This window comes from Aminiphilus circumscriptus DSM 16581 (assembly GCF_000526375.1).
In the GTDB taxonomy this organism is placed as follows: Bacteria; Synergistota; Synergistia; order Synergistales; family Aminiphilaceae; genus Aminiphilus; species Aminiphilus circumscriptus.
In genome coordinates, this window is sequence record NZ_JAFY01000002.1 from 772,737 (window position 1) to 797,103 (window position 24,367).

19 protein-coding genes and 1 pseudogene are annotated in these 24,367 nt (G+C 61.2%); 6 read left to right on the forward strand and 14 right to left on the reverse strand.

Going from position 1 to position 24,367, the window contains the following annotated elements; all coding sequences use genetic code 11:
• Positions 1 to 137: 137 nt before the first annotated feature.
• Complete coding sequence (locus K349_RS0104235) at positions 138 to 1,658, reverse strand: MFS transporter (protein WP_169731302.1); 1,521 nt, start codon at positions 1,656 to 1,658, stop codon at positions 138 to 140.
• Between the two features lie 139 nt (positions 1,659 to 1,797).
• Here K349_RS0104235 and K349_RS0104240 point away from each other — a divergent pair, with 139 nt between their 5' ends.
• The gene (locus K349_RS0104240) at positions 1,798 to 2,520 is read left to right on the forward strand and encodes a hypothetical protein (RefSeq protein ID WP_026368618.1); all 723 of its coding nucleotides are present in this window, start codon (positions 1,798 to 1,800) and stop codon (positions 2,518 to 2,520) included.
• 220 nt (positions 2,521 to 2,740) lie between these two features.
• Here the strand turns inward: K349_RS0104240 and K349_RS0104250 are convergent, their stop codons facing one another.
• On the reverse strand, positions 2,741 to 4,498 hold the full coding sequence (locus K349_RS0104250) for a DEAD/DEAH box helicase (protein ID WP_026368620.1): 1,758 nt from the start codon (positions 4,496 to 4,498) through the stop codon (positions 2,741 to 2,743).
• Between the two features lie 525 nt (positions 4,499 to 5,023).
• On the opposite strand from K349_RS0104250, the gene K349_RS0104260 reads away from it, so the two are divergent.
• Positions 5,024 to 6,448: a mannose-1-phosphate guanylyltransferase/mannose-6-phosphate isomerase gene (locus K349_RS0104260; RefSeq protein WP_051464192.1), complete on the forward strand. Its 1,425-nt coding sequence runs from the start codon at positions 5,024 to 5,026 to the stop codon at positions 6,446 to 6,448.
• Between the two features lie 32 nt (positions 6,449 to 6,480).
• Here the strand turns inward: K349_RS0104260 and K349_RS0104265 are convergent, their stop codons facing one another.
• The 10 genes from K349_RS0104265 to K349_RS0104335 all read right to left on the reverse strand — a co-directional run bounded on the left by K349_RS0104265 (position 6,481) and on the right by K349_RS0104335 (position 17,873).
• The gene (locus K349_RS0104265) at positions 6,481 to 6,921 is read right to left on the reverse strand and encodes a response regulator (RefSeq protein WP_026368622.1); all 441 of its coding nucleotides are present in this window, start codon (positions 6,919 to 6,921) and stop codon (positions 6,481 to 6,483) included.
• Positions 6,911 to 9,058, reverse strand: coding sequence for a sensor histidine kinase (locus tag K349_RS17790; RefSeq protein ID WP_026368623.1), 2,148 nt, complete (start codon positions 9,056 to 9,058; stop codon positions 6,911 to 6,913). Before K349_RS17790 ends, K349_RS0104265 begins: the two co-directional genes overlap by 11 nt.
• Positions 9,059 to 9,215: 157 nt before the next feature.
• Positions 9,216 to 9,956, reverse strand: a complete 741-nt coding sequence (locus K349_RS0104280; protein ID WP_338022294.1) for an ATP-binding cassette domain-containing protein — start codon at positions 9,954 to 9,956, stop codon at positions 9,216 to 9,218.
• 38 nt (positions 9,957 to 9,994) lie between these two features.
• Positions 9,995 to 10,654, reverse strand: coding sequence for an amino acid ABC transporter permease (locus K349_RS0104285; RefSeq protein WP_026368625.1), 660 nt, complete (start codon positions 10,652 to 10,654; stop codon positions 9,995 to 9,997).
• Positions 10,655 to 10,875: 221 nt separating this feature from the next.
• A complete protein-coding gene (locus tag K349_RS0104295) occupies positions 10,876 to 11,685 on the reverse strand; it encodes a transporter substrate-binding domain-containing protein (protein ID WP_026368626.1) in 810 nt (269 codons plus the stop codon).
• Positions 11,686 to 11,958: 273 nt separating this feature from the next.
• Positions 11,959 to 12,876, reverse strand: a complete 918-nt coding sequence (locus K349_RS0104305; protein WP_026368627.1) for an MBL fold metallo-hydrolase — start codon at positions 12,874 to 12,876, stop codon at positions 11,959 to 11,961.
• A 140-nt stretch (positions 12,877 to 13,016) separates the two neighbouring features.
• Complete coding sequence (locus tag K349_RS0104315) at positions 13,017 to 14,165, reverse strand: ABC transporter substrate-binding protein (RefSeq protein ID WP_026368628.1); 1,149 nt, start codon at positions 14,163 to 14,165, stop codon at positions 13,017 to 13,019.
• A gap of 180 nt (positions 14,166 to 14,345) precedes the next feature.
• Complete coding sequence (locus tag K349_RS0104320) at positions 14,346 to 15,656, reverse strand: saccharopine dehydrogenase C-terminal domain-containing protein (protein WP_026368629.1); 1,311 nt, start codon at positions 15,654 to 15,656, stop codon at positions 14,346 to 14,348.
• A 145-nt stretch (positions 15,657 to 15,801) separates the two neighbouring features.
• Positions 15,802 to 16,821 (reverse strand): dimethylarginine dimethylaminohydrolase family protein, encoded by a 1,020-nt coding sequence (locus K349_RS0104325; protein WP_026368630.1) that lies wholly within the window; start codon positions 16,819 to 16,821, stop codon positions 15,802 to 15,804.
• A 371-nt stretch (positions 16,822 to 17,192) separates the two neighbouring features.
• Complete coding sequence (locus K349_RS0104335) at positions 17,193 to 17,873, reverse strand: GntR family transcriptional regulator (RefSeq protein WP_026368631.1); 681 nt, start codon at positions 17,871 to 17,873, stop codon at positions 17,193 to 17,195.
• A gap of 552 nt (positions 17,874 to 18,425) precedes the next feature.
• Between K349_RS0104335 and htpG the strand changes: the two genes are divergently transcribed.
• Entirely contained in the window at positions 18,426 to 20,375 is a 1,950-nt protein-coding gene (gene htpG / locus K349_RS0104340) for a molecular chaperone HtpG (protein ID WP_026368632.1), read from the forward strand.
• 237 nt (positions 20,376 to 20,612) lie between these two features.
• On the opposite strand, the gene K349_RS0104345 is transcribed toward htpG, so the two are convergent.
• Both K349_RS0104345 and K349_RS19955 read right to left on the reverse strand, forming a co-directional pair.
• Entirely contained in the window at positions 20,613 to 21,506 is an 894-nt protein-coding gene (locus tag K349_RS0104345) for a LacI family DNA-binding transcriptional regulator (RefSeq protein WP_338022306.1), read from the reverse strand.
• Positions 21,483 to 21,620 (reverse strand): annotated as a pseudogene (locus tag K349_RS19955) (LacI family DNA-binding transcriptional regulator); the annotation flags it as partial. The pseudogene K349_RS19955 and the gene K349_RS0104345, both read right to left, overlap by 24 nt.
• A 216-nt stretch (positions 21,621 to 21,836) precedes the next feature.
• On the opposite strand from K349_RS19955, the gene K349_RS0104350 reads away from it, so the two are divergent.
• From K349_RS0104350 to K349_RS0104360, 3 genes are all read left to right on the forward strand, one after another.
• A complete protein-coding gene (locus tag K349_RS0104350; RefSeq protein WP_026368634.1) occupies positions 21,837 to 22,787 on the forward strand; it encodes a ribokinase in 951 nt (316 codons plus the stop codon).
• Between the two features lie 120 nt (positions 22,788 to 22,907).
• Positions 22,908 to 23,303 carry a D-ribose pyranase gene (rbsD, locus tag K349_RS0104355; RefSeq protein ID WP_026368635.1) on the forward strand — a complete coding sequence of 132 codons (396 nt, stop codon included), beginning with the start codon at positions 22,908 to 22,910 and terminating at the stop codon, positions 23,301 to 23,303.
• 15 nt (positions 23,304 to 23,318) lie between these two features.
• Complete coding sequence (locus K349_RS0104360; protein ID WP_026368636.1) at positions 23,319 to 24,269, forward strand: ABC transporter permease; 951 nt, start codon at positions 23,319 to 23,321, stop codon at positions 24,267 to 24,269.
• Positions 24,270 to 24,367: the final 98 nt, after the last annotated feature.

Below are 24,367 nucleotides of genomic sequence, written 5' to 3' on the forward strand. Positions count from 1 at the left end.
AGGGGGTGCTGCGGCGTCCACGAGAACGCTTCCGCACGAGCGCCTTTGCTTCTTCTCGCTTCGGCACGTTGCGTTGGAAGCGAAACCGGGAAAATCGGCGTGGCTCTTCCGGAAGCGTCGAGCGGGAGAGTGTCTTTTCAGACCAGGGGAATCTCCTTTTCCGCATCGCCGCTCTCCATCTTGTGCGACGAATGCCTCGAAACGGAACGCAGGCTCAGCAGGGCGCAGAGGGCTCCGGCGCCGCACAGGACCGCCGCGGTGAACCATACCGTCCGGAATGCCGCAGCCATGGCCTCGGTGGCGATGCTCCCTCCGAGGCATTGAACGTAAAGTGCCTCGAAGAGGCTGACGCCGATGGTCAGGCTGAGGCGGCTCGAGGTGCTGAAAATGCCCGAGGCGCCGCCGCGTTTTCCCCCCGGAACGCTGCTCATGACGAAGGCGTTGTTCGGGGAGAGAAACAGACCGAACGAGGCGGCGATGCCCACGAGGAAAAGGATGACATGTCCCATTCCGGGAGAGGAGAGGGTTGTGGCGATGAAAAGGCACGCTCCCGTGGCGAGGGCCATGCCTCCGAAGCAGACGAGCTTGGGGGAGAGGCGGTCTGCGAGGCGTCCCGCGAGATAGGCCGTGCTCATGTACGTGAGGGAGTAGAGGAGGAGAACGGTTCCTGCTTGCTGAGGAGAAAGTCCCTTATAATTCTGCAGGAGGAAGGGCATGAGAATGCCCACGGCGCCGAAGACCAGATAGGCGGGGACGCCTCCCGCGATGGCGAGGGAGAAATCCCGATTCCGGAAGAGGGAGAGATCCATGAGGGGAACGGGTGTGCGGACCTCCCGGAGTGTGAAAAGCGCGAGAAGGATCGCCGCCGCGAGAAAGGCCCCCAGGATGGACGGTGACGACCAACCCAGCTGACTTCCTCTGTTCAGAGCGATCAGGAGGGCGAGGAAACCGAGAAAGCTCGCGACACTGCCCGGAAGGTCGAGTTCGCCTATGCGATGCCGCAGTGTCCGGAAGGGGTGCCGTTCCTCGTCCGCGGGAAGAAGGCGCAGGGCGGCGAAGGTGGCCAGGGCTCCCACGGGAAGGTTGATGAGAAAGATCCACCGCCATGACAGTGTGCCGGTCAGGAACCCTCCGAGAGGAGCGCCGATGATGGTGCCCGCCGATGCCATCATGGCGAGCAGGCCGAAGGCCTCCCCCCGGCGTTCCCGCGGGGCGACAAAGGGAACGAGGGCGAAGGCGGTGACGGTGAGCATGGCGCCACCCACTCCCTGGATCGCTCGGGAGAGAACGAGCATGTTCAGCGAAAGCGCGGCACCGCACAAGAGCGATGCGCAGGAGAAGAGAAGCATTCCCCAGCGGAAGATCCGGGAGGCGCCGACAATGTCGGCGAGGCGTCCGAAGAAGAGCAGCATCCCCGAGAGGAAGAGGAGATACGCCAGCACCACCTCCGAACCCAGCGCTCCCTGCACGCCGAAGGATCGGGCCACCGTGGGGAGCGAGACGTTCACGATGGAGCTGTCCAGGGCGGAGACGAAGGCGGCGGTGCTCACGCAGAGGAGCGCCGGAAAGTAGGGACGTTTCAGGATGCCGACGGTGCCTGCGGAATCCTCTCCGGCGGGGTGCTTCCGAGACGGCGCGCTTTCGGGGGATTTCCTCACGGATGCCACTCCTCCTTCTGCGTGAAGGCGCATGTGGGAATATGGAATGACTTGCCTGCTCAAAAAGATGACATCCTCATTGTAGCAGAGACATCCTGTCGCCTCGCAAGAGACGGCGATGTGGAAACGGAGGCGGATCATGGAGAGGAAACGGGCGATGCCGTCGCGTCGGACTTTCCGGGAACGACCGTCCTCACCCCGTCCGTCGGCGGTGAGGTGGGGGTGGCTGTTGCTCGGTCTTTCCTTTCTCGGAGGCGTTGTTCTCGGGGTGCGTTCCCTCCGTACCGGCGGAGGTGTTCCGGAAGAAGGCACCGTTATCGTCCGGGAAGCGCCGACAGTGCCCAGGGAGGACAGCGCGTCTCCTCCTTCGGCGGGTTCGGAGACGACTTCTTCCGGAACAGAAGCGCCTCGGAACGGAACACCGGTCAAGGGTGTCCCCCGGGTTCAGGAAAAAAGTGCGCCCTCTCCGTCCCTCTCGGACACGCGTCCTCTGCGCATCACCGCACCTCCCGGTTTCGATGTGGGACCGGCGGGACGGACGGATCTCCGGGGCGTCGCGGCGGATGTGAACGGGGGCGGGAAGGAGGAAGGCTACACGCCTCCCCGCATCGTCGCGGACGTGGCGGAACAGCTTCGGAAGATCGTGGAGGAAGTGGATGCCTCCACGCTTCGGATCGCCCGGGACGTATTGGAGGAAGCGCCTTTCCTGAATCTGACGCCGGAGAAAGCGGAGCTTCGTCCGGCGGGAGACGGCGTGAACCTCAAGGTGGTCATTCCGGCGGACACGATCACCCTCAAGGGGAAGACAAAACCGGTTTCGTCGGAGCAGGTCCTCTCGAAGGACGAAAAAAAGGGGAAGTGAGGCATTCACCAACGCCTCGTGTGTGCGTGCCCGGAACGATGCCCGGTGTCGCCTGCCGTGGTTTCGGAAACATGCGACGATTCCGGCGACGTGCCCGGGGAGGAGAAACACAGGGCCTCTTCCGAAAGGAAGAAGCCCTGGAAGCGCCGGAGGCGCGGATGCTTTCGAGGGAACGCCCGTTTTCCCCCTGGGGAAAACGGTCTGAAACACGGGTGCGATTTTAGGCCCGTCTGTCCCATTCCCGGCGGTTTCCCGTCGTGCCTCTGCTTCGGGATGCTCCGGAGGAGCGCACGAGACCGCGGCGCTCGAACTCGGTGATCTCTTTCTCAAAAGCTTTCTCGGCGAGGGGGGAGAGTTCCACGAGCACATGGTCCTCCCGGAGACGGATCGAGCCCACTTCCTCGCGGTTCACGCGGAGCCCGATGCAGACTTCCCGCAGAACGCGCCCCACATCCCATCCGTCGGATCGTCCCTTTTCGAGGCGCATCACCGCGCCGCGCATCTCCGTTCGTCCGCCGCTCCGCCCGGAGGAGTAGGTTCCAATCTCCCGTTTTCCGAAGGAGCGTCCGTTTCTCGAATCGGGACGATCCTCGAATCGGCGGTTCTTCTCGCGGTTCGTCTCCCGCTCGAGCTCCTCGGCAAGAGAATAGCCGCTCCGCCGAAGATGGGTCGTGCGTCCGAGAAGGGCCGCCACGAGAGACGCGGGATCGTCGGATTTGCCGAGCAGTTCTTCGGCCCAGGCGATCATGGCCGCATCGGGATTCTCCGCCAGAAGCGTTTCCTCGAAGGCGGTCTTTCCCACGCGACCGATTTCTTCCGCGTCGGGAACGGGAAGCCACTCCACCTGCACGTCCGTGCCGCGCAGCATGGACCGGAACCGTCCCGCTTCCCTGGGAGAAAGGATGACCACGTTGCGTCCCTCGTGTCCGGCCCGGCCGGTGCGGCCACTTCGGTGCACGAAGGTGTCCAGACCGTCGGGAAGGCCCATCTGGATCACGTGCGTGACGCCCGCGACGTCAAGGCCGCGGGCGGCTACGTTGGTGGCTACGAGGACGGCGGTTCTCCCCTGCCGGAAGGATCCGAGCACGGTGTTCCGCTCCCGCTGCGTCATTTCGCCGTGGAGCGTTCCCGCGGCGAATCCCTCTTCGGCCAGTTTTTCCGCGCAGGTCATGGTGTCACTCCGAGTGGGGCAGAAAACGAGGGTTCTCTGGGGGCGCTCCCAGAGGAGGACATTCACCAGACCGTCGATTCGCCGCCGCTCGGGAGCCAGATAGACCCGATGTGCGATGTCCTCGTGCTGGACTCGCTCGGAGCAGAGAGAGATGCGCGTGGGTGTCTTCATGTAGTTCTTGGCCAGAGAGAGCACCTCGTCGGGCATGGTGGCGGAGAAGAGCCACGTGCGCGTCCGGTTCGTCGCGGCGTTGAGGATCGCCTCCAGCTCCTCCCGGAAGCCGAGGTCAAGCATGTGGTCCCCCTCGTCGAGGACCACCGTGTGGACCTGGGACATGTCCAAGGTCCCCCTTCTGATGTGATCGAGGGTCCGTCCGGGAGTGCCCACGATGATGGCACTTCCCTGACGCAGGTCGTTCGTCTGGGTTTCCATGCTCATGCCGCCTACGAGAGAGGCGGCGCGGATGCCGAGATCACGGCCGAACCACTGGGCTTCCCGGGCGATCTGGAGGGCGAGTTCCCTGGTGGGAGAAAGAACGAGCACCCGGGGGCGCCGCTCTCCCTGAGTCATGTCGTCAAAGAGGGGCAGTACGAACGCGAGGGTCTTTCCCGATCCCGTCTTGGCCTGAACGACCAGGTTGCCGCTGCGGTCTTCGAGGCTCAGCACTTCCGCCTGAACCGGCGTGGGTTCCGTGAAACCTCTTCTGTCAAGGGTTCGGAGCAGTTCGGATCTCAGGCCGAAGCGGCTCCAGTTCTTCGCGGTGCTTTCCACGGTGTTCTTCACTTCCGTCTGTTGCGTGCAGTTCATAGGTTGTCAGTTTTCCTCCCCGCGGCGTTCGCCGCACAAAAAATGGCTCCTTCCGCGGGACGGAAACAGTCCGAACCTTCAGGCGGACAGATCCGCATCTGGGAGCAGCCATTCTGCCAAACTCTCCTCGAAAGCCGTTCCATTATCCCGTTGTTTCGCCTTTTGTCAAGATACCCCTGGCGGAATTGTTCGAGAAAATGTTCCACGGTGTTTTCCGGCGGCGAAAGTGTGCGGCGGAGAAAGAGAACGGAGGTGTGCTTGTGACGATCCGCAATGAAGAGTGGAGGGGTTTTTTACCCGGGAGGGCCGGTGTGTGAAGGAGATCCGCAAGAGGGGACGGCGGCGGGAGTTTCTCGGCGGAAGAAAAGCGTAGTATTATGGAATCTCTGAATAAGGCTGCGTCAGCCCCGCAGGGTGCCTCGCAGAGCCTGATGCGACCCGAGTCAAGGGAAAGCGAAAGGCCTTTATTCAGAGCTTCCTTATAGTAAAAACGGATTCATGATGCATGCCGGGGAGGAACGACTCATGGTTGCGTACAACCTGCAGGTGCTCATTCTGGCCGGAGGTTCGGGAACACGTCTCTGGCCTCTTTCGCGGGAGGAAATGCCCAAACAGTTTCTGACCCTTTTCTCGAATCGAAGCCTGTTGCAGGACACGATCTCCCGGATGTTACGGGTGGCTCCGGCGGAGGCGCTCACCGTCGTGACCGGTGAAGAGTGGAAGGCTCTCGTGGCACATCAGGGGAGAGATGTGTGTTCCCTTGCGCCGGAGCAGGTGGTGGTGGAGCCGATTTCCCGGAACACCTGCCCCGCCATCGCTCTCGGCGCGGTGTCTCTTCTGGAGACGAAGCGCGCCTCCGAGGAGGATCTGCTCTTCGTCGCTCCCAGTGACCATATCGTGGTGGACGGAGCTGCTTTTTCCGCTGCGGTGGAACTTGCCGCTTCCGCCGCGATGCGGGGTGACCTGGTGCTCTTCGGCGTACCGCCTCTTTATGGGGAGACGGGATACGGGTATGTGGAGGCGACGGAATGTGCCGGTACTTTCCCCGGTGGTGCCCTTCCGGTGCGGCGTTTCGTGGAGAAACCCTCCCGTGAAAAGGCCGAGGAGTATGTCGCCTCGGGGAATTTCTATTGGAACAGCGGCATGTTTTGCTTCCGGATCGGGGAGTTTCTGCACGCCCTGGAAGAATACATCCCCGAAATCGGTCTTCCCGCCCGCAAGGGCGTGGCGGCGCTGCTCGAGGCGTTCCCTCGCCTTCCAAGCCTTTCCGTGGACTACGCCGTGATGGAAAAGGCCCGAAACGTCGCCATGGTGCCCCTTCGGGCTGGCTGGTCCGACGTGGGGAGTTGGGATGCCGTCTACGACGTGCTTCCCAAGGACGATTCCGGCAACGTGGTCCTCGGTGATTGCGTCCTCGACGATGCGTCGGGAAATCTCGTCTTCGCCGCGGATCATCTTGTGGCCCTCCAGGGAGTGCGGGACAGCATCGTGGTGAGCACCTCCGATGCCGTTGCAGTGCTTCCCCGGGGCGCCTCCCAGGGGATACGGAACATCGTGGCCGCCCTGCGGGGGAAGGGACGGAAAGAGGTCTCCCAGACGCCGAACAGCGTCCGTCCCTGGGGGAGTTACCACATTCTGGACGAGTCGGAGCGCTATAAAATCAAACGCATCGTCATTGCTCCGGGAAAACGGTTGAGCCTTCAGTACCACCTGCACCGGAGTGAGCACTGGATTGTGGTCCGCGGTACCGCCTGGGTTCGGATCGGTGACACGGATCGTTTCGTCCACGAGGGCGAAAGCATCTTCGTCCCCAAGGGGTCCATACACCGCCTGGGAAACCAGGGAAAGATTCCCCTGGAACTCATCGAGGTTCAGTGCGGGGAGTACGTGGGTGAGGACGACATCGTTCGCGTGGCGGACGACTTCCGAAGGCGTCCGGAACAAGAATAAATGAAGAACGTTCAGGAGAAACCTCACGGCATTCAGAGCGGGTTTGCGTTCCACACGAGCCAGTAGTAGCCGAGAACTTTCATCAGTTCAAGGAACTGAGAGAAGTCCACGGGTTTCACCAGATAGCTGTTCGCATGGTTCGCATAGGCACGAACCATGTCGCTCTCCGCTGCGGAGGTGGTGAGGACCACCACGGGGATGGACTGCAGATCCGGGTCCTCCTTGATACTCTGGAGTACCTCCAACCCGTCCACCCGTGGAAGTCTGAGGTCCAAAAGAATGAGTCCGGGACGGGGTGCGGTTTCCTGGTCCGTGTAACGCCCCTGCCGGTGGAGGTAATCCAGCGCCTCCTGTCCGTCCTCCACGTGTTCCAGGCGGTTGGCCATGCGAAACTCCCGGAAGTTCCGCCGGACGATCTCCGCGTGGGCGGGGTCATCCTCCACGAGAAGAATGACGATGGGCTCACCTTTCATGATTTTCTCCCCCCTTCTTCGAGGAATGTTGCAATGCTCCGGGAAGGGTGAAGCGGAAGCATGTTCCGCGTCCTATCCCCTCCGATTCTACCCAGACTTTTCCGCCGTAGAGTTCCACGATGCGCTTCACGATGGCGAGCCCGAGACCGGATCCCTCGCTCTTGCCGTCGAGCTTCTCGAAGAGTCCGAAGATCTTCGCGGCGAAGCGGGGGTCGATGCCCATGCCGTTGTCGCACACGAAGAAGACCACGTCCTTTCCGTGTCCTCCCACACCGAGATGGACCAGCGGAACCGGCTGGTCGCCCATGTACTTCACCGCGTTCTCCAGCAGGTTCTGCCAGATCTCCACAAGGCGCCGCCGGTCTCCGCGCAGGGTGAGCAGGACCGGATCTACCCGGACGGCCACGCCACGCTGCGCGATGGCCCCCGCGACGGCGTCGAGGGCTTCACGGACCAGCTCGTCCCACGGAACGGTCTCGGGTTCGTGCAGCATGCGTCCGATGCGGGAGATCTGGAGCAGTTCGTCCAGAAGCTTTCCCATCTTGTCCGCGGCGTTCCGGAGAAAGGTCATGTCCTGGGCGGCTTGGTCCGTCTCGCCTCGGGCCACGTCCTGTTCCAGGTAGCCGAGAAAGGTCTTGATGGTCACGAGAGGGCTCTTGAGATCGTGGGAGACGAGATAGACGAAGCGCTCCAGTTCGGCATTCTTCTCCTCCAGCTCCCGTTCCTTTCGGCGCAGGTCCGTTACGTCCTGAACCACGCCGGAGACCTTCTCGGGCTCTCCCCGTTCGTTGCGGTGGAGAATGCCCTGAGCCGCCACGATGCGCTCGCGTCCTCCGTCGGCGGAGAGAACGGGAAATTCCACTTCGTAGCTGTTGCCCGTGATGACGAGATCCATCAGGGATGCGCGCACCCGCTCCCGCTCCCTGTCCGGAATGCGCGCCGCGATCTCGTCGAAGGGCACCTTCCCCGATGGGGGCGCTTCCATTCCCCAGATGCGGAAAGTTTCCGCGGATCCCCAGATGGCATCCTCCGATGGCAGATATTCCCAGCTTCCCGCATGGGCGATGGCCTGGGCCATCTCCAGCCGTTCCTGGTGAATGCCGAGCAGTGCTGCTGCGGCCAGACGCTCCCGATCGAATCTTCCCCGGAGATGCTTCAGGAGGAGCAGAACCCCCGCGCCGGAAGCGCCCAGAAGGCTCCCGACCAGGAGATAGACGATCCAGACCTGTTCCCGCAGAGGTGCGTCTCTTTCCGCCAGATCCATGCGGGCTACGAGGAACCAGGGTGACTCGGGAACGGGCCGCGTTGCAGCGAGGACCGGCTCGCCTCGGTAATCCACGCCCTCTTCGACGCCGAATTTTCCCAGTACGGCCTTGGTGGCGGGAAGGTCCGTCTTTGTCAGCGGTTGACGCAGGGTCAACGCCGTACCCGCTTGAAAGCGGAGTTCGTTGAGGAAGACCAGCGAGTCCGCCTCCCTGCGGACGATGAGCGTTTCCCCTGTGGCGCTGGGAACGGGCCATCGGCTGATGAAGGGGTAGAGGTATTGCTCCGGGTCGATGCGCAGGGCAAGTACCGCTCCGCTCGCGCCTCCGGGGCCGGGCTCCCGGAACGGAAGTGGCGCCAGGACGGTGAGATAGATGCGACGGTCGTGTTCGTCGCGGTAGAAATCCTGGAAGGTCACCTTGCCGGAGTGGAGCGCCTCGCGGGCACCTTCCGCGACGATCCGGGAACCCGGATAGAGCGAAGCCGGGATGGAGAAGCGTTCGTTTCCCTCGGCGTCGAGGAGAAAGACCCTGTCGTACCCATAGGCGCTCCAGGTTCTCAGGAGCCAGATGCGGATTCGCTCCCTGTTCTCTTCGTTCCCGGGGTCGAAGAGAAAACGCTGCACCAAGTTGCAGAAATTCGCGTTTCCCGAGAAGAGGGAGCCGTCTCCCAGACGCTCCGTCCGCCACTGGAGGAGTTCTCCTGCCTTGAGATCCGCGATGGCGGAGAGGGAAAACGCCACCTCCTCGCGGTAGTGGAGGGCATGATGGTCGTAGTAGACTTTCGCGGCGACGATGATGCCTCCCGCGAGGACGAGAAAGAGGGCGAAAACGATCCATGAGGCGTGTTTTTCGCGGATGTCGACGGATGTCATCTTCGCTCCCTCCGATGCATACTGCCTCGGTAGCAGTCTACACGATTTGGGAAGGAAAAGACAGAGAAAGGAAAGAAGTCCGCGGTATGGGGCGAAAGGGGATTTCGGAGAAGGTCCTTTCCGATCCGCGGCGCTCGGAAAGGAACATTCCATGTGGTCAGCGGTTGAGGATTTTTCCCAGGAAATCCCTTGCCCGCTCGGTTTTCGGAGCGGAGAAGAATTCCCCGGGCGATGCCGTTTCCAGGATCTGTGCGTTGGCCATGAAGACGATCCGGTCGCAGATTTCCCGGGCGAAGTTCATCTCATGGGTGACCACCACCATGGTGATGCCCGTCTCGGCGAGGCTTCGGATGGCGTCCAACACTTCCTTGATGAGTTCGGGATCGAGCGCCGATGTCGGCTCGTCGAAGAGCATGAGCTTGGGTTCCATGGCCAGGGCGCGGGCGATGGCGACGCGCTGCTGCTGTCCGCCCGACAACTGGGCCGGAAAAGCGGAGACCTTGTCGGCGAGGCCGAGGGAGGCGAGGATCGCCGTACCCTTTTCCTCCGCTTCCGCTTTGGACATCTTTTTCACGTGCAGCGGGGCGAGGGTGACGTTGTCCAGGACCCGAAGGTGGGGATAGAGGTTGAAGGACTGGGCCACGAAGCCGATGTTCGCCCGAAGGGCGTTGATGTCCGTTTTGGGGTCCGCGACGGAAATGCCGTCCACGAGGATCTCCCCCGCCTGGATGCCCTCGAGAGCGTTGATGGTCCGCACGAGGGTGCTCTTTCCCGCGCCGCTCGGGCCGATGAAGGCGAACACCTGGGAGCGGGGGATGTCGAGGGAGACGTCCTTCAGCACCTCGAGGGTGCCGAAACGCTTGGACACGTTGCGGATGGAGACCATGACGTCGTTCATGGGAGGAACTCCTTCTTTCGGGGATGACTTCGGCGCGGTCATTGCCATTCCGCCCGGAATTTTCGCTCCAAAAGGGCGATGATCTTGGAAAGCCCGAAGGTCATGACGAAATAGAGCAGAGCGATGAAGCTCCACACCTCGAGAGAGCGGAAGGTGGTGGCCACCAGATTTTTCCCGATGAGGGTGAGATCCACCACGGAGATCACCGACACGAGGGAGGAATCCTTGATGAGGATGATGAACTGAGATGCCAGGGGTGGCAGGACTTTTCGGATCGCCTGGGGAAGGATAACCAGTTTCATGGCCTGAATGTAAGTCATGCCAGAGGCCCGGGCTGCCTCCATCTGTCCCTTGGGAACGGCCTGAATGCCCGCCCGGACCACTTCGGCCACGAATGCGCCGGAAAAGATCGCCAGTCCCACGATGGCGGACCAATAGGCGCCAAGACGCAAAAAGCGCCCCAAAACGAAGAAGATCCAGATGAGGAGCACCAGCAGGGGAACGCCGCGGAAAAACTCCACGTAGCAGGCGGAGAAAAAGGCAATGACCCTGTTGCGGGACACCCGGCACAGTCCGGCGAAGATTCCGATGGGAAGGCTCAGGACGAGCGACAGGGCCGAGATGGTGAGGGTGAGGCGCACTCCTTCCAGAAAAAGGGGCAGATTTTGGGGAATAACGCTCCAGTTTGTAGTGTACAAAAAATCGCCTCCTTAAATTCGTGGCGTGTTCGCGGAGGTTCATTGCCTCTTGGTGACGCACGTTACTGACTGAAGATGACGCGGTTCCCTTTGGCGTCGCAGAGAACGTCGGGGCTCGTTCCCGCTGCGACGGCTCCGGAGGAGGAAGCGGTTCTTCCTCCTCCGGAAGGTTCTTTCCTCCCAACGAGCAACGCGGGCGGAAGGGCGTGCGATGGGTGCCTCTACTGAGCCATCTCCTGCATCCATTCGGTGGAATTGAACCATTTTTCCCGGGATTCCAGTTCCTGGGGACTTCCCAGATAGTGGAAGAGGAAGGAGTTCAGCCACTGAATGAAGGCGAAATCGTTCAGGCGGACCGCCATGCCGAGATTCTCGCTGCTGATTAGGTCGTAGATGCCGCGCACGCCTTCCTTGTGCATGATCTCGTACATGCGGATTCCCGGTTCGTCGTAGACGATGCCATCCGCCTCTCCCTGGACCAGGGCTGCCGATGCCTCGGGAAAGGTGGGGAAATCGAGCACCGTGGCTTCCTTGTAGATTTGTTTTGCCAGAAGCGCTCCCGTGGTTCCCTGGGAGACGGCGATCTTTTTGCCCTTCTTGTCCAGGTCGCTCCAGATCGTTGTTTCCGTGTCCTTTGCGGGAACCATGAGCACCTGTCCCGTGGAGTAATAGGGGTTGGGGAAGCTCACGGCAAGGGCGCGGTCGCCCCGGATGGTCATTCCGGCGATGAGAATGTCGATCTCGCCCGTCTGGAGCGCGGGAATAAGCCCGGAGAACTCGAACTGCTTGAATTCCACCTCCACGTTCAGCGCTTTTGCCACAGCTTTGCCCAGATCGATGTCGTAGCCGATGAAGTTCCCCTTCTTGTCCTTCATCTCGAAGGGAAGGTATCCCGGCGCGGTGCCGATGACGATTTTCTTTGCCGCAAGGATCTTGTCCAGCGTGGACGGAGTGTCCGCGGCGAACGCGACGGATGCGGCGAGGATCACCGCCAGGAACAGGACGAGGCAGAGCAGCGCGAATTTCTTCATTACACACACCTCCCGATGATGGAAAGCACCGTTACATTCCGTATTTCTCCATCCCGCCGAAGGCGGTTCGGCGGGATGGAGAAATGCGGATGGCGCTCCCGTTATGGAACGAAATTTTAGCAGGCGATCTAAAAGGGAACAAGAGTCCCTTTTTTCGGAAAAAGTGAGGTTTTCCCCTTTCCGGTGGTTTTGTTCGGATTTTCAAAGACCTTCTTTCGGAACGCGTCGGTTCCCCTTCCGAGCGAGTGTGCCGGAGAGATGCCGCGCTCATCGTCACTGATCGGGGCCAAGGATGAGGGCAAAGCGCCCGAAATCGTACTTCCGCATACCTCCCTTGCCGACCGTGAAGGGAGTTTGCCCCTTCCGGATTCCTTCCGCGGCGGCGAGAACGTCTTTGAGGATCTCCTTGTCCAGCCAGGGTTCGTTGTGGCTCGGCATGATCTTGTCGTAGAGAGGGAAGAGGTCGATAAGTTTTCGGTAGCTTGCGAGAAACTGGTCGAAATCGCCACCGGGAAGAAAGGTGTAGATCGATCCGGTGTAGAAGAGATCGCCCACCCAGAGCAGGCGCGCCGTCCGGTCGAGGAGGGAGACGGAGTCCGGCGAGTGCCCGGGAGTCCAGATGACCTCCAGGACGCGGTTGCCCAGGTCGATGGTGTCTCCATCCTTGAGCCAGCGCGTGACCGAAAAGGGCGGCATATGGTACGTCGCGGGATCGAACCCTTCGGGATAAGGTTTCCACACGTTGCCGGGAGCGATGAGATCCAGAGCCTCCTCGTGAGAAAAGCCCTCCGCGGCGGCTTTTCTCGCCAGACCGAGAGGGTCGTCGAAGAGAGCCACGTCGTCGAAAAGGTAGTTCTGGGCGACATGGTCGATGTGGTGGTGGGTGTTCACCACCGAGACGGGGAGGGACGTGAGTTCCTCCGCGAGGGTGCGGATGTTTCCGATGCCGTCCCCGGTATCGATGAGGACCGCCCGTTCTTCGCCGGGGACGAGATAGCTCAGGGTTTCCTCGAACTGCCCGTCCTCGTAGATAGCGAACACATTTCCGGGAGTACGGTAGACCTCGAACCAGGGTATGCCGGTGGTCACCCTTTCCAGATTGCGGTAGGCCGCCCTGGGAAGGGCGCTCTCCCACCCCTTGGCCCTGACCACGTCCTGGTTTTGGGTTGTGTCGCTGCTGCACTCGGTCACGGAAATCCTCCTCTCGCGGTTTGCGGCCAGTCTCTGAGGTGGCCGGTCCTTCTCTGGACGAGTCGCGCTGCGGAAAGGTGAACCGGAAGGAGCGAACGCGGGCTCCGGTTCGCCTTTCCGCAGCGATGGAATGAAAATTCTCAATCCTGAGGAATCACCTTCTGGTACAGTTTTTCCACGCTGCCCTCGAAGACCAGGATTGCCGTGGGCTTGTTGTGGGGCGTGTTCGTGGCGGGATCCACCGTGAGGACGAAGTCGGGAAGCTGCAGTCCCTGCGTGTTCGCCAGGGCGTCCCGGATCTTCGCTCCGTCGTACTCGCCGGCCCGTTTGATGGCATCGGCGATCCACATGATGGTGTCATAGGCGAGGGTGCAGCTCACGATCTCCACGGGCTTCTTGTTGAAGCGCTTTTCGTATTTCTTGACGAGGGGTTGCACGTCCGGATCATCCGTGGCGATGTGGGTGAGCCAGTAGGTCCCGTTCATGGCGTCTCCGGCGATCTCCGTCATGGCTGGGCTGTAGCCGTCGCCGCCGATGAACACGGGTTTCCAGTCCATCTCCGCGGCCTGCTTGATGATGAGGGCCATTTCCTTGTACATGCCGGGCAGGAAGACCGCTTCCGCGCCGGTCGCCTTTGCCTGGGTGATCTGGGCCCGGAAGTCCACGTCGCCGTCGCGGTAGCCGTAGGTGCCGACCACCTTGCCGCCCACCTTGGGGAAGTGATCCTCGAAGAACTGCTTCATGCCTTCCGAGTAGTCGCTGCCCACGTCGTGGAAAATGACGGCGGTCTTGAGGTTCAGCGTGGTGCCGAGAAATTCCGCGATGGCCTTTCCCTGGTAGGGATCGGTGAAGCAGACCCGGAACGAGTAGGGGCGCACCTTACCGGTCTGGGGATCCACGGTGACCGCCGGGTTCGTGGCGGAGAAGGAGACGATGGGAACCTTGTGCTGTTCGCTGATGGGAACGATGGCGATCTGGCAGCCGCTGAAGTTGGTTCCCGCGATGACCTGGACTTTGTCCTCGAGAATCAGACGTCGTGCGGCGTTCACCGCATCTTCCTGGCGACCGCGGAAGTCGTAGATCACCAGTTCGACGGGGCGTCCCAGAAGGCCTCCCGCGGCGTTGATCTCTTCCACGGCGATGATGGACATGTCTCGATGGTGCTCTCCCCAGGTTGCGCCGGATCCCGTGAGTTGAACCAGGCAGCCGATTTTGATGGGTTCGGCTCCTTCGGCCACGGTTCCGACCAGGAGTACAAGAGCGCACAAAACAAGCAGCACCTTCTTCATCCCGTTACCCCTCCCCTTCTTCATCTCTTCCGACTCATCGGAGCGCTTCGGCCTCCAATCCCTTCCGGAGACCTCGGTGCCGCCGTCCCGACTTTTCCCCCGAGCGCCGGTGCTTCGCATTACCCTTCCGACCGTCCCACCTCCTCGTTTTCCGCACGATCAGGGATCGTCTCCCTACCGCTACAGAGACATTTCCTTCTCTTCGAAGACGATGCCGTTGCGTTCCAATTCCGCCAGAGTCGGTTCGTAGATCTGGGGATACACGGGGGCGACGACGCCACGCAGGGTGATCGTTCCCTTCAGAATGAGATCCGCGCCGATTGCGGGGGGAAATCCCGTGGTCACGGCGATGGCGCTGTCGCCGCCCGCCTCTCCGTAATGGACGAGCGTGGAGAGGATGCGTCGCGTCTTCGCTCCGAAGACCACCTCGTATTCGTGACGCATGATGAGCAGGTCCCGTTCATCCTTGTCGAAGCCGAGCTTGCGGGAGAAAAGATCGAAGACCACATCCCGGTTGCACCGGATTTTATCCGAGAGGAGTTCGTCACTGAAAAGGCCGAGCCATTCCAGCCGCTTGAGAGGCATTGCGAAGGCGGGCATGCCGAGAAACGCCGCCAGGGCTTGGATGAGGTCGCTTTTTTCATCGGCGCCGCAAAGCCCGGCGGTGAACTGGCGCAGCGTCTTTCCCGCGAGCGGGCGGGATGTGGTGTCGAAAAGCCCAAGCATCTGCATGGCCCGAATGGTCTCACACCAGCCGGGGAAACGCAGCGTCGCCCGGTAGATGTTTGGAGTGTTCGGGATGCCGTACAGTTCAGCGTAGGGAAGGGAATTTGCGTTGGCATACTCTTCGAACCAACCCACCCCCTCGATTTCTTTGAGGGTGGAACGCTGGAAGACCTCCTCCGCGGGGACGAAAATTTCTTTTCCGTTCCGGAGATAGTGCGAGGGGCGGACGCAGGCGTGGAGAAGGTCTCCGGGAGACCAGGAAAGCTTGTAGCCCCAGGGGTTGGTGTTCGCCTCCAGGGAGGGGAGTGCGCCGCACCAGGAGCTGAAGGACTTCACGAAACCGCCCCGCTTTTCCACTTCCCGGATGGTTCGCACCGCCGTCATGTGGTCGATGCCCGGATCGCATCCCATCTCGGCGAGGAAGGTCAGCCCCTGTCGCTCGGCATCCTTGGAGAACGCCTTCATCTCGTCGTTCATGTACGAGGCGTTGATGAAGTGCTTGTTCTCCCGAAGACAGAAGGGCGCGACGTCCTTGTGAAAGACCCAGGGCAGAAGGGAGATCACCAGGTCCGCCTGAGGAACGAGCCGGGCCGCTTCCTTCAGTCCGTCTCCGACGACGGGAATACCATTCTCGTGTCCGCCGAGAACGTGCTCCACGCGCTCGCGGACGGTGTCCACCACGGTGACGCGATGACCCTGTTTCAAAAGGTACTGCACGCAGGGGCGGGCTACCATGCCCGCGCCGAGAACGAGAACATGTTTCACGAAAACACAGCCTCCTTTATGAGGGATTGAGGTAGTCCAAAGATCGATGTCCCCACGGATCGCCGCGTCCATTTCCGGAGCTTTCGCCGGCCTTGCGGAAAGGCGGCACCGTCCGAGAAACAGAAACGGGGGTCGTTGGAGACGATCACGAACGTTCGCGCACCAGGGGAAGCGTGCTGCAGTGAATGCCTCCGCCGTGTTTCGAGATCTCCTCCCAGGGAATGAGGATCGTCTCCATGCCGAAAGACGCGAGTCGCTCCGCCGTGTACACCGCCCGGTCGTCCATGATCACCTTTCCAGGGGAAAGGGTGAGACAGTTCACGGCCATGGATCCTTCGCGGTAGTCCGCGGGGATTTTCTGGATGCCCAGTTCGTCAAGCGTGTCGAGAAACCAGTAGGGAAGGCGCTCCACGTTGAGAAGAGCCTTGTCGTGGTCCACCATGACGATGCCGCCGTCCAGATGCATGGCGTACCCCGGCAGGGGAACCTGGATCAGTTCGACCTCCTGATACTGGAGAACGTGCCGGAGTTGTTCCGCACCGCTTGGATTGCCGCGGAAACTCAGGCCGATGGCGGCGTGTTTCTCGTCGAGGAAACAGAAACTTCCGCCTTCGAGCAGGCCGTCGCCGGCGATGGTGCGGAGGATGGGCATGCCGATCTCGGCGAGCTTCTGGAGCACGAAGCGCTCTTCGCCGCGGCGTCCCGTGCCGTGGGCCTTGCCCACGGGACCCATGCGGGAGATGATCGCTCCACCCTTGACCACCATGCCGCAGTCCCGGACGAACATCGCGTTGGGATCGCGCGGTGCGCCGCCGACGGTCACGATTTCCACTCCGTGTGTTTCGAGGACCCTCACAAGGGCGGCGAACTCATCCTGCATCTTCACAAGGTCCGGCCCCCTGTCGTCCCGGAAGTACCACTGCTCCGCGTCGTCGATGAGGGCATCGATCTCGGGGTCGTACTTGTCCGATGTCATGACGAGGATTTCTTCTCCGGGCGGATGAAGGAGGATGGTCCGGAGCGTGCCGACATCGTTGTAGACACCCCAGCGACGTCCCCAGACCCGGCGTTGCATCTCCTCCTCGTGAAAGACCGGAGTGGCTCTCGGAGGAATGCGCGAGAGTACGACATGGTAGTATTGAGAACTGCTGCGAAGAGTACCCATGGAACACCTCTTTCCGTCGCTTTGCGGTCCTGCCCCCGAGGCCCTTTCCTCGGTGCCGTTCCGTCGTCTCAACCCTCATCCCCGGTCCGGGAAGACGGACATGCGGTGAGGGATCCGACATCTTTCCGAGCGTGTTCGCCACGTCCGTCTCGGTAACTTTCCCGCTGTTTTTGCAGCGTCTGTCCTGTTTCGAACCCCGCGTTTCTTTATCTTTATCGAGCGGATGTCGTCGTTTCGTTCCTCTGGGAGGGCGCTGTTTTGTTGTGTTGGTTGTATAGGCGATGTTTTATGATGCACTCTTTTTCGGATCAAAATCGAAAAAAGAACATTTCTTTTAGTAGAGAGGGTTTTTCGGAAATGTGCGAAAACCGTTACCGTCTGGAATTGGTGAGCCACTTGTAGGTGGAGAGAACATGCTTTTCCATGGCGTTCCGTGCTCGTTGCCCGTCCCGATTGCGGAGTGCCTCGAGGATGTCGTTATGTTCTGCGAAGGAGTATCCGTAGACAGGTTCGGGATCCATGGCGGAGTCGAACCCGTGGAGGAAGAAGGAGTCGAAGAAGAAAACGTAGATCTGGGAGCGCCAATAGCTCTGAAGAATGTATTTTTCCAGATAGGGATTGCCGCTCATGCGGCAGATGCAGTGGTGGAACTCCTGACTGTTCCTGGTGAAATTCTCCGTGTTCCAGTTGCGGTAGATCCGCTCCTCCTCTTCCTGGAGAACTTCGATCTGTCTGAGGGAGGTGGAGTAGCAGGGCTCTGGGCTTTCCGCCGCGAGGGCCGCCGCCATCCCTTCGAGTTTCTGTCGGATCTGGAAGACCTGGAGCATGTCCGGAGGCGTGAGAGGAGGAATGACATATCCCTTGGGTTCGTCCCGCTCGAGAATTCCCTCGGCGATGAGTTCCCGGAGGGCCGTTCTCACGGGGGTGCGACTCACTTCGCACAGTTCCGCGAGGCTTTTCTCCGTGATTCGTTGTCCCGGAACGAGTCGCCTCTTGAGGATGAGAAGCAGAATTTCCTCGCGGGCCTTGCTTTCCGCCTGACTTCTCGACATGATTCGTTCCCTCCGGCAGATGAGCTTGTGGAAGCTCTGAATAAAGGCCTTTCGCTTTCCCTTGACTCGAGTCGCATCAAGCTCTGCGAGGCGCCCTGCGGAGCTGACGCAGCCTTATTGAGAGATTCCTTGTACATGTGTTGCGGGAGTGTGGAAAACGAATGCAAAGAAGAATACTCTTTGGGATCCCAAAATGGATATATCAAGAGAAGCCCTTTTCGTCAACCTGGAAAATGAAGCTCGAAACCGCGGGGTTTTCTCTGCGAGGGGTTTGAGTAAACCCTTCCCACAAGGGCTTTTCGGAGAACATAGTTCCGCCCGGCGAGTTTCGGAGTGAAAGGAGAATACGTCGTGTTTGCAAGGAGGCAAAGGTGTTTGCGAACATGTCTGCGGATGAAGTAAAGAAGACTCTTTATCTTTGATCTATCTTGATCTATACTTCCTTTCCGGGAAGGATGCCCTGTTGTCGAGGCTAGGGCCGGGGGTGCCTTCGGAGTGGAGGTACTCCACATCTGCGGTTTTTTAAAACATCAAAGGAGGCTTGGTGCGATCATGGCTGCGCGAGAGACCTTTGCATTTCAGAGTGAGGGAAAGCAACTCCTGGACCTCATGGTTCACTCCGTCTATTCCAACCGAGAAATTTTCCTGCGGGAGCTCGTGTCCAACGCGTCGGACGCCCTGGACAAACTGCGTGTCGCCTCCCTCACGAACGAGGCGTTGCGGTCCTCTTTTTCGGATCCCCATATTCGCATTGCCGTGGACAAAGACGCGAGGATTTTGCGCGTATCTGACAACGGCATTGGCATGAACCGGGAGGATCTTGTGACCTACCTCGGCACCATCGCCAAGTCGGGAACGAAAGAATTTCTGCAGTACATGGCGGAGCGGAAGGAGGCGCTGACGCCGGAGCTCATCGGCCAGTTCGGCGTGGGCTTCTATTCGTCCTTCATGGTGGCCGATTTGGTGGAAGTGTTGACCCGAAAGGCCGGAGAGGAAACGGCGTGGCTCTGGAGATCCTCCGGGGACGGCACGTACACCATCGAGGAAGGATACCGCGACACCTGCGGCACCACAGTGACGCTTCATCTCAAGCCTGTCGCGAGCGAGGGAGACGACGACGAGGGGCGCCGCCCCTGGGAGCGCACATCCGGCGAGGACGTCGCCGACGAGTGGACGATTCGCAGGATTGTCCGCAAGTATTCGGATTTCGTGGCCTATCCGATCCGCATGGAAGTGCGGCATTTCGATAAGGATGGCAAAGAGGTGGGCACGAAGGACGAAGTGCTCAACTCCATGAAAGCCATCTGGTCCCGCCCTGAGGCAGAGGTCACCGAAGAGGAATACAGGGAATTCTACACCCACGTGAGCAAGGACTGGGCGGAGCCGCTGACGCACATCGTCTACAGCGCCGAGGGGGCGACTACCTTCCGGGCGTTGCTCTATCTTCCCTCGAAGGCGCCTATGGATCTCTTTCTCCGCGAGGGAGACCGGGGCATTCAGCTCTACGTGAAACGGGTTTTCATCATGCAGGACTGCAAGGAGTTGATCCCCGAGTATCTGCGCTTTCTCAGAGGTGTGGTGGACGCGGAGGACCTTCCCCTCAACATCTCCCGGGAGATTCTCCAGCAGGACCGACGGATCGCGGTGATCCGAAAGAGCCTCACGAGAAAAGTCCTGGACGAACTGAAGCGTCTTCGAGACGGAAAGCGCGAGACTTACGTCGCTTTTTGGAGGGAATTCGGTAAGGTCCTCAAGGAGGGCATTTTTGCCGACGAGCGGAACCGGGAGACCTTGCTTTCCCTGGCGCTCTTTCGCACCACCACCCGAGAGTGGATCACCCTCGATGACTACCTGGAGGGCATGAAACCCGAACAGAAGGCGGTGTATTTCCTCTCGGGAGGCACCCTGGAGACATTGCGCAACTCACCACACCTCGAAGCCTTCCGTGATCGGGGATACGAGGTGCTCCTCCTCGACGATCCCGTGGACGACTTCTGGACCGGTGTGGTGGAAAGCTATCGAGACAAGCCTCTGACATCCGTGGCGAAGGGCGCGGCCGACCTGGATGCTCCGAAAGAACAGGAGAAGAACCTGGAGGAGAAGGAGCGGGAAGAGGCCTTCGAACCGCTTTTAAAGGCCCTTGCGGAACGCTTGAAGGACGAGGTTTCATCGGTGCGCCTGTCGAGACGCCTCACGACCTCGCCGGCGTGTCTGGTGGGGGAGACGCACTCCATGACGCCCCAGATGGAGCAGCTCCTGCGGCAGATGGGGCAGGAGGTCCCCAAGCTGAAGCGCATCCTGGAGGTGAATCCGTCCCATCCCGTTCTGGAGCGGCTCCAGCGGCGTTTCGCCGAAGGCGGATCTTTGGGGGATGTTCCGGAGCTGCTCTACGGGCAGGCACTTCTTGCCGAAGGGGGGACGCTCTCGGATCCGGCGCGTTTCGCCCGCCTCGTGGCGGAACTGCTCGCCCGGGATCTGGAGGAGGCGCGTCGGGAAGCGTAATCCTTTTCCGTCGCTCCGGAGGCGCTTGTGCGGCGGTGATTCCCGATGGGGCGTTTGTCTCCGTCCTGCCGAAGAATCTCCGCCGCGCCGCTTTTTTCGGGGGCGGCTCACGGAGATGCGATGTTCATACTCTTGTTCCGGAGGGAGCCTTCGGGCGTTCCCCCTTCAGCCGGATGTCCCGAGGGGATGATGCCCGGGCGTTGGGAAAAAGGATGCTCCGGCGGAGGATGTTTCCGGTCATGGAGGAGGCGCCGTGGAGGAGCGGAGTACCAGACGTGTTTCGAGCACGAGGTGGCGGGGGGAAAGTGTGGAGTCGGCCATGCGCTCCAGCAGAAGTCGTACCGCCAGTGCGCCCATTTCCTGGCGGGGTTGGGCCACGGTGGTGAGGGGCGGATTGAAGAACGAGGCCAGCCGGATGTCGTCGAATCCGAGGACGGAGAGATCGTCCGGAACGCGCTTGCCCAGGTCCGCGGCGGCTCGTACGGCGCCGAAGGCCATGAGGTCGTTGCAGGCAAAGATCGCCGTGAGGCGGGAATCCTCTTCGAGGAAGCGCCGGGTAATGTCATACCCGCTCTCGGGCTGAAAGGTTCCTCGGCGGATTCGTTCCTCCGGAAGGAAGAAGCCCTGCTCGCGAAGCTCTTCCCGGAAGCCCGTCACGCGCTCCCCGCTGGGAGTCACGTGGGACGGGCCGGCAATGCAGGCCAGATGCCGGTGCCCCAGATCCAGAAGATGTCGTGCGGCCCGGCGTCCTCCCAGAGCGTTGTCGATGCGCACCGAATCCACGTTCGCACCGGGAAGGGAGCGATCCACGGTCACCAGGGGCAGATCGCCGTTTTCGAGAGCCGAAGCATCGCCTCTCGGAGGTCCCGTCTCGATGAGGACCACCCCATCGGCACGTTTTTCCGACAGCATGCCCAGAAAGGCATCCTCGCTGTTCCGTCTGCCGTCGGAGTTGCAGACGATCACCGAATATCCTTCGCTTTCCGCCGCGTCGGCGATGCTGCGGGCGATCTCCGCGAAAAAAGGATTCGTCACGTCGGGAAGAATCAGGCCGATGGTGGAGGATCGTTTTTTCCGAAGACTCCGTGCGAGGGCGTTCCGTCTGTAGGCGAGTGCTTCCAGCGCGTCCAGGACGCGACGGCGCACTTCCTCCCGAACGGGACGGCTCCCGTTGACCACGTGGGAGACGGTGGTCACCGAGACTCCGGCTCGGCGAGCCACGTCCTTCATGGTTACCATACAGTGTCTTCTCCCTTTGCGTGGAGATCGGTTCCTTCGGTTTTCATTTCTATTCCGTTTCCTCCCTTTTTCTTTTCTTGCGAAAGAGAGTGTTTTTCGGAGCGCAAACGTTTGCGCAAACGTTTGCGCTCATGCTACAATTCGCAAAACGATTCGTCAAACTCCGGTGTTCTTTTCCGCGGCGGCTTTGTGGCGGCAAAGGGCGCGAAGGAAGTGAGTCCCATGTCCCGTATCGTGGTCGTCGGTTCGGTCAACATGGATCTGGTCATGCAGGCGCCCCGCCTGCCCGTCCTCGGAGAGACGCTCGCCGCGGGTCCCTTCGTCACCGCCTCCGGAGGCAAGGGGGCGAACCAGGCGGTCGCCGCGGCTCGTCTCGGCGCCTCCGTCGGCATGGTGGGCCGCGTGGGCGACGATGCCTTCGGAGGGGCGCTTCGCCTCGCCCTGGAGCAGGAGGGCATCCACGTGGAGCACCTTCTCGTCTCTTCCGGTTCCTCCACGGGGGTCGCCTCCATTTTCGTCGTCGAAGGTGACAACGCCATCGCCATCGCTCCGGGAGCCAACGCTCTGCTTTCCCCGTCGGACGTGCGGAACGCCGCACCTCTTTTCTCCGATGCCTCCTGTGCACTCTTCCAGCTCGAAGTTCCTCCCGAAACAGTCCTCGAAGGACTTCGCCTCGCCCGCGAGAAGGGCGTGCGTACCATTCTCAACCCAGCTCCCTGGACAACGCTTTCCGAGGAAGTCCTGACGCTGACGGATCTTTTCGTGCCGAACCGCATCGAACTGGCCCAGTTTTCCGGAACGGAGGATCTCCTGGAAGGCGCCCTTGCCGCACTCGACAGAGGCGTGGGCGCCGTGGTGGTCACCGCCGGAAAGGACGGGGCCTTTCTCTTCGAGAGAGTCGGCTACGGAGAGCGTCCGGCCCATCTTGCCATTGCACCGCCGAGGATCACCGCCGTGGACAGTACCGGAGCGGGAGATGCCTTCGTGGCGGCCCTCGCGGTGACGCTCGCCGAGGGCGGGTCGCTCGCCGAGGCCGTTCGTTTCGGAACGGGCGCGGGAGCCTGTGCATGTCTTCGTCTCGGTGCCCAACCGAGCCTGCCTCGCCGTGAAGAGGTGGAACGGCTTCTGGTAGACGCCGCCGGCGAAACGGCGTGGACTTCCGCCGGAAAATGAGTCCTTGCAATCCTTTCGGGCGAGGAGTCGGCGGCGCCTCCGAGGATGGATGCAGGCTCGGTTGCGACGAAGGCTTCGGGGCGAGAGCGGAGAGGGAACATGGAGGAGGAAAAGAAGAAGATGAAGTCTGGTGGTCTGCTCCATCCGGAACTGGCGTTTCAGATCGCGTCCTGCGGTCATCGCGATCTGATCTGCATCGCCGATGCGGGGCTTCCCCTTCCCCGGAATGTGCCGAGGATCGACCTGGCCTATGCGCCGGGCAAGCCCCCCTTTTTCGACGTGCTGAAGACAGTGCTCCAGGAGATTGCCCTGGAAGAGGTCTGTTGGGCCGAGGAGGCGGAGGAAAAGAGTCCGCATCTGGTGCAGCGTTTCGAGGATCTTTTCCGGGAGCTTCCTCAGGAACGCATTCCTCACGAGGAGTTCAAAGCCCGTCTCGAAGCGGTGCGCTTCGTGGTCCGCACCGGAGAGTTCACTCCCTACGCGAACGTGCTTCTCCGCTGCGGCGTTCCCTTCTGAGGCCCCGCGGAAACCATGCTCTCCCTGCCGTGGCGCCCCGGATCGCGAACGCTGCTTCTCCTGCTCCTCGGCGGCATCATGCTCGCCGTCGGAGCCATGGAACCGCGCTTTTTCACGGGGACGAACCTGTTGAACGTGCTGCGTCAGTCCTCCATCATCGGCATCATCTCCCTGGGAATGACCGTGGTGATTCTCACGGGGGGAATCGACCTCTCCGTGGGGAGCATCCTCGCCCTGTCGGTCCTTTTCGCCGCGTCGGCGGCAAAGGCGGGAGTCGCAGCGCCGCTCGCCTGGTGCTGTGCCCTCGCGGGAGGAGCCGGCCTGGGGTGGTGCAACGGTTTCGGAATCGCCCGGCTCCGTCTGCCGCCTTTCATCGTCACCCTGGGAATGATGGGGTGTGCCCGGGGACTCGCTCTTCTCTACACGGGAGGTGCGCCTCTCACCGGTTTCAGCGCTCTGTTTCGGTTTCCCGGAACGGGGCGTTTCGGAGGCATACCCGTGCCGGTCCTGCTTTTTGCGCTCGCCTTTCTCGCGGTTTTCGTCCTTTTGGAGCGTTGTCCCTGGGGTGAGCGCGTGCGCAGCGTGGGGTCCAATTCCGCCGCCGCCTGGGGATCGGGCATCGATGTGCCCGGAACGGTAGCAAAGGCCTATGTCCTGAGCGGCACACTCGCGGCGCTCGCGGGCCTCGTGCTCATGGGCCGTCTGGATTCGGCCCAGCCCAGCGCCGGCCTCGGCTATGAGTTCGGCGCCATTGCCGGGGTGGTCCTCGGGGGCACGAGCTTTTCCGGGGGGCAGGGGACACTCGCCGGAACGATCGTGGGTGTGCTCATCATGGGTGTGCTGGAGAACGGAATGAATCTCCTCAACGTCAATCCCTTCTCCGAGCAGGTCGTGAAGGGGGTGGTCATCGCGGTGGCCCTCGTGGCCTATGGAAGCCTGGGACGAAGGAGCCGGGTTGCGGGATGACGGAACTCCGGAGGGAAGGAGTGATGCGGCGCGTCTTGCGTCGAGCGCGTCCGGAAGGTTTTTCGGGCGGAGTGGCGCGGACGGAGGCAATGTCCGCG

What these genes read in the sequence shown, in the direction of transcription:
- K349_RS0104240 (WP_026368618.1), top strand. Translation starts at nt 1,798, where the DNA reads ATGGAGAGGAAACGGGCGATGCCGTCGCGTCGGACTTTCCGGGAACGA.
- K349_RS0104250 (WP_026368620.1), bottom strand. Translation starts at nt 4,498, where the DNA reads ATGAACTGCACGCAACAGACGGAAGTGAAGAACACCGTGGAAAGCACC.
- K349_RS0104260 (WP_051464192.1), top strand. Translation starts at nt 5,024, where the DNA reads ATGGTTGCGTACAACCTGCAGGTGCTCATTCTGGCCGGAGGTTCGGGA.
- K349_RS0104265 (WP_026368622.1), bottom strand. Translation starts at nt 6,921, where the DNA reads ATGAAAGGTGAGCCCATCGTCATTCTTCTCGTGGAGGATGACCCCGCC.
- K349_RS17790 (WP_026368623.1), bottom strand. Translation starts at nt 9,058, where the DNA reads ATGACATCCGTCGACATCCGCGAAAAACACGCCTCATGGATCGTTTTC.
- K349_RS0104280 (WP_338022294.1), bottom strand. Translation starts at nt 9,956, where the DNA reads ATGAACGACGTCATGGTCTCCATCCGCAACGTGTCCAAGCGTTTCGGC.
- K349_RS0104295 (WP_026368626.1), bottom strand. Translation starts at nt 11,685, where the DNA reads ATGAAGAAATTCGCGCTGCTCTGCCTCGTCCTGTTCCTGGCGGTGATC.
- K349_RS0104315 (WP_026368628.1), bottom strand. Translation starts at nt 14,165, where the DNA reads ATGAAGAAGGTGCTGCTTGTTTTGTGCGCTCTTGTACTCCTGGTCGGA.
- K349_RS0104325 (WP_026368630.1), bottom strand. Translation starts at nt 16,821, where the DNA reads ATGGGTACTCTTCGCAGCAGTTCTCAATACTACCATGTCGTACTCTCG.
- K349_RS0104335 (WP_026368631.1), bottom strand. Translation starts at nt 17,873, where the DNA reads ATGTCGAGAAGTCAGGCGGAAAGCAAGGCCCGCGAGGAAATTCTGCTT.
- htpG (WP_026368632.1), top strand. Translation starts at nt 18,426, where the DNA reads ATGGCTGCGCGAGAGACCTTTGCATTTCAGAGTGAGGGAAAGCAACTC.
- K349_RS0104350 (WP_026368634.1), top strand. Translation starts at nt 21,837, where the DNA reads ATGTCCCGTATCGTGGTCGTCGGTTCGGTCAACATGGATCTGGTCATG.
- rbsD (WP_026368635.1), top strand. Translation starts at nt 22,908, where the DNA reads ATGAAGTCTGGTGGTCTGCTCCATCCGGAACTGGCGTTTCAGATCGCG.
- K349_RS0104360 (WP_026368636.1), top strand. Translation starts at nt 23,319, where the DNA reads ATGCTCTCCCTGCCGTGGCGCCCCGGATCGCGAACGCTGCTTCTCCTG.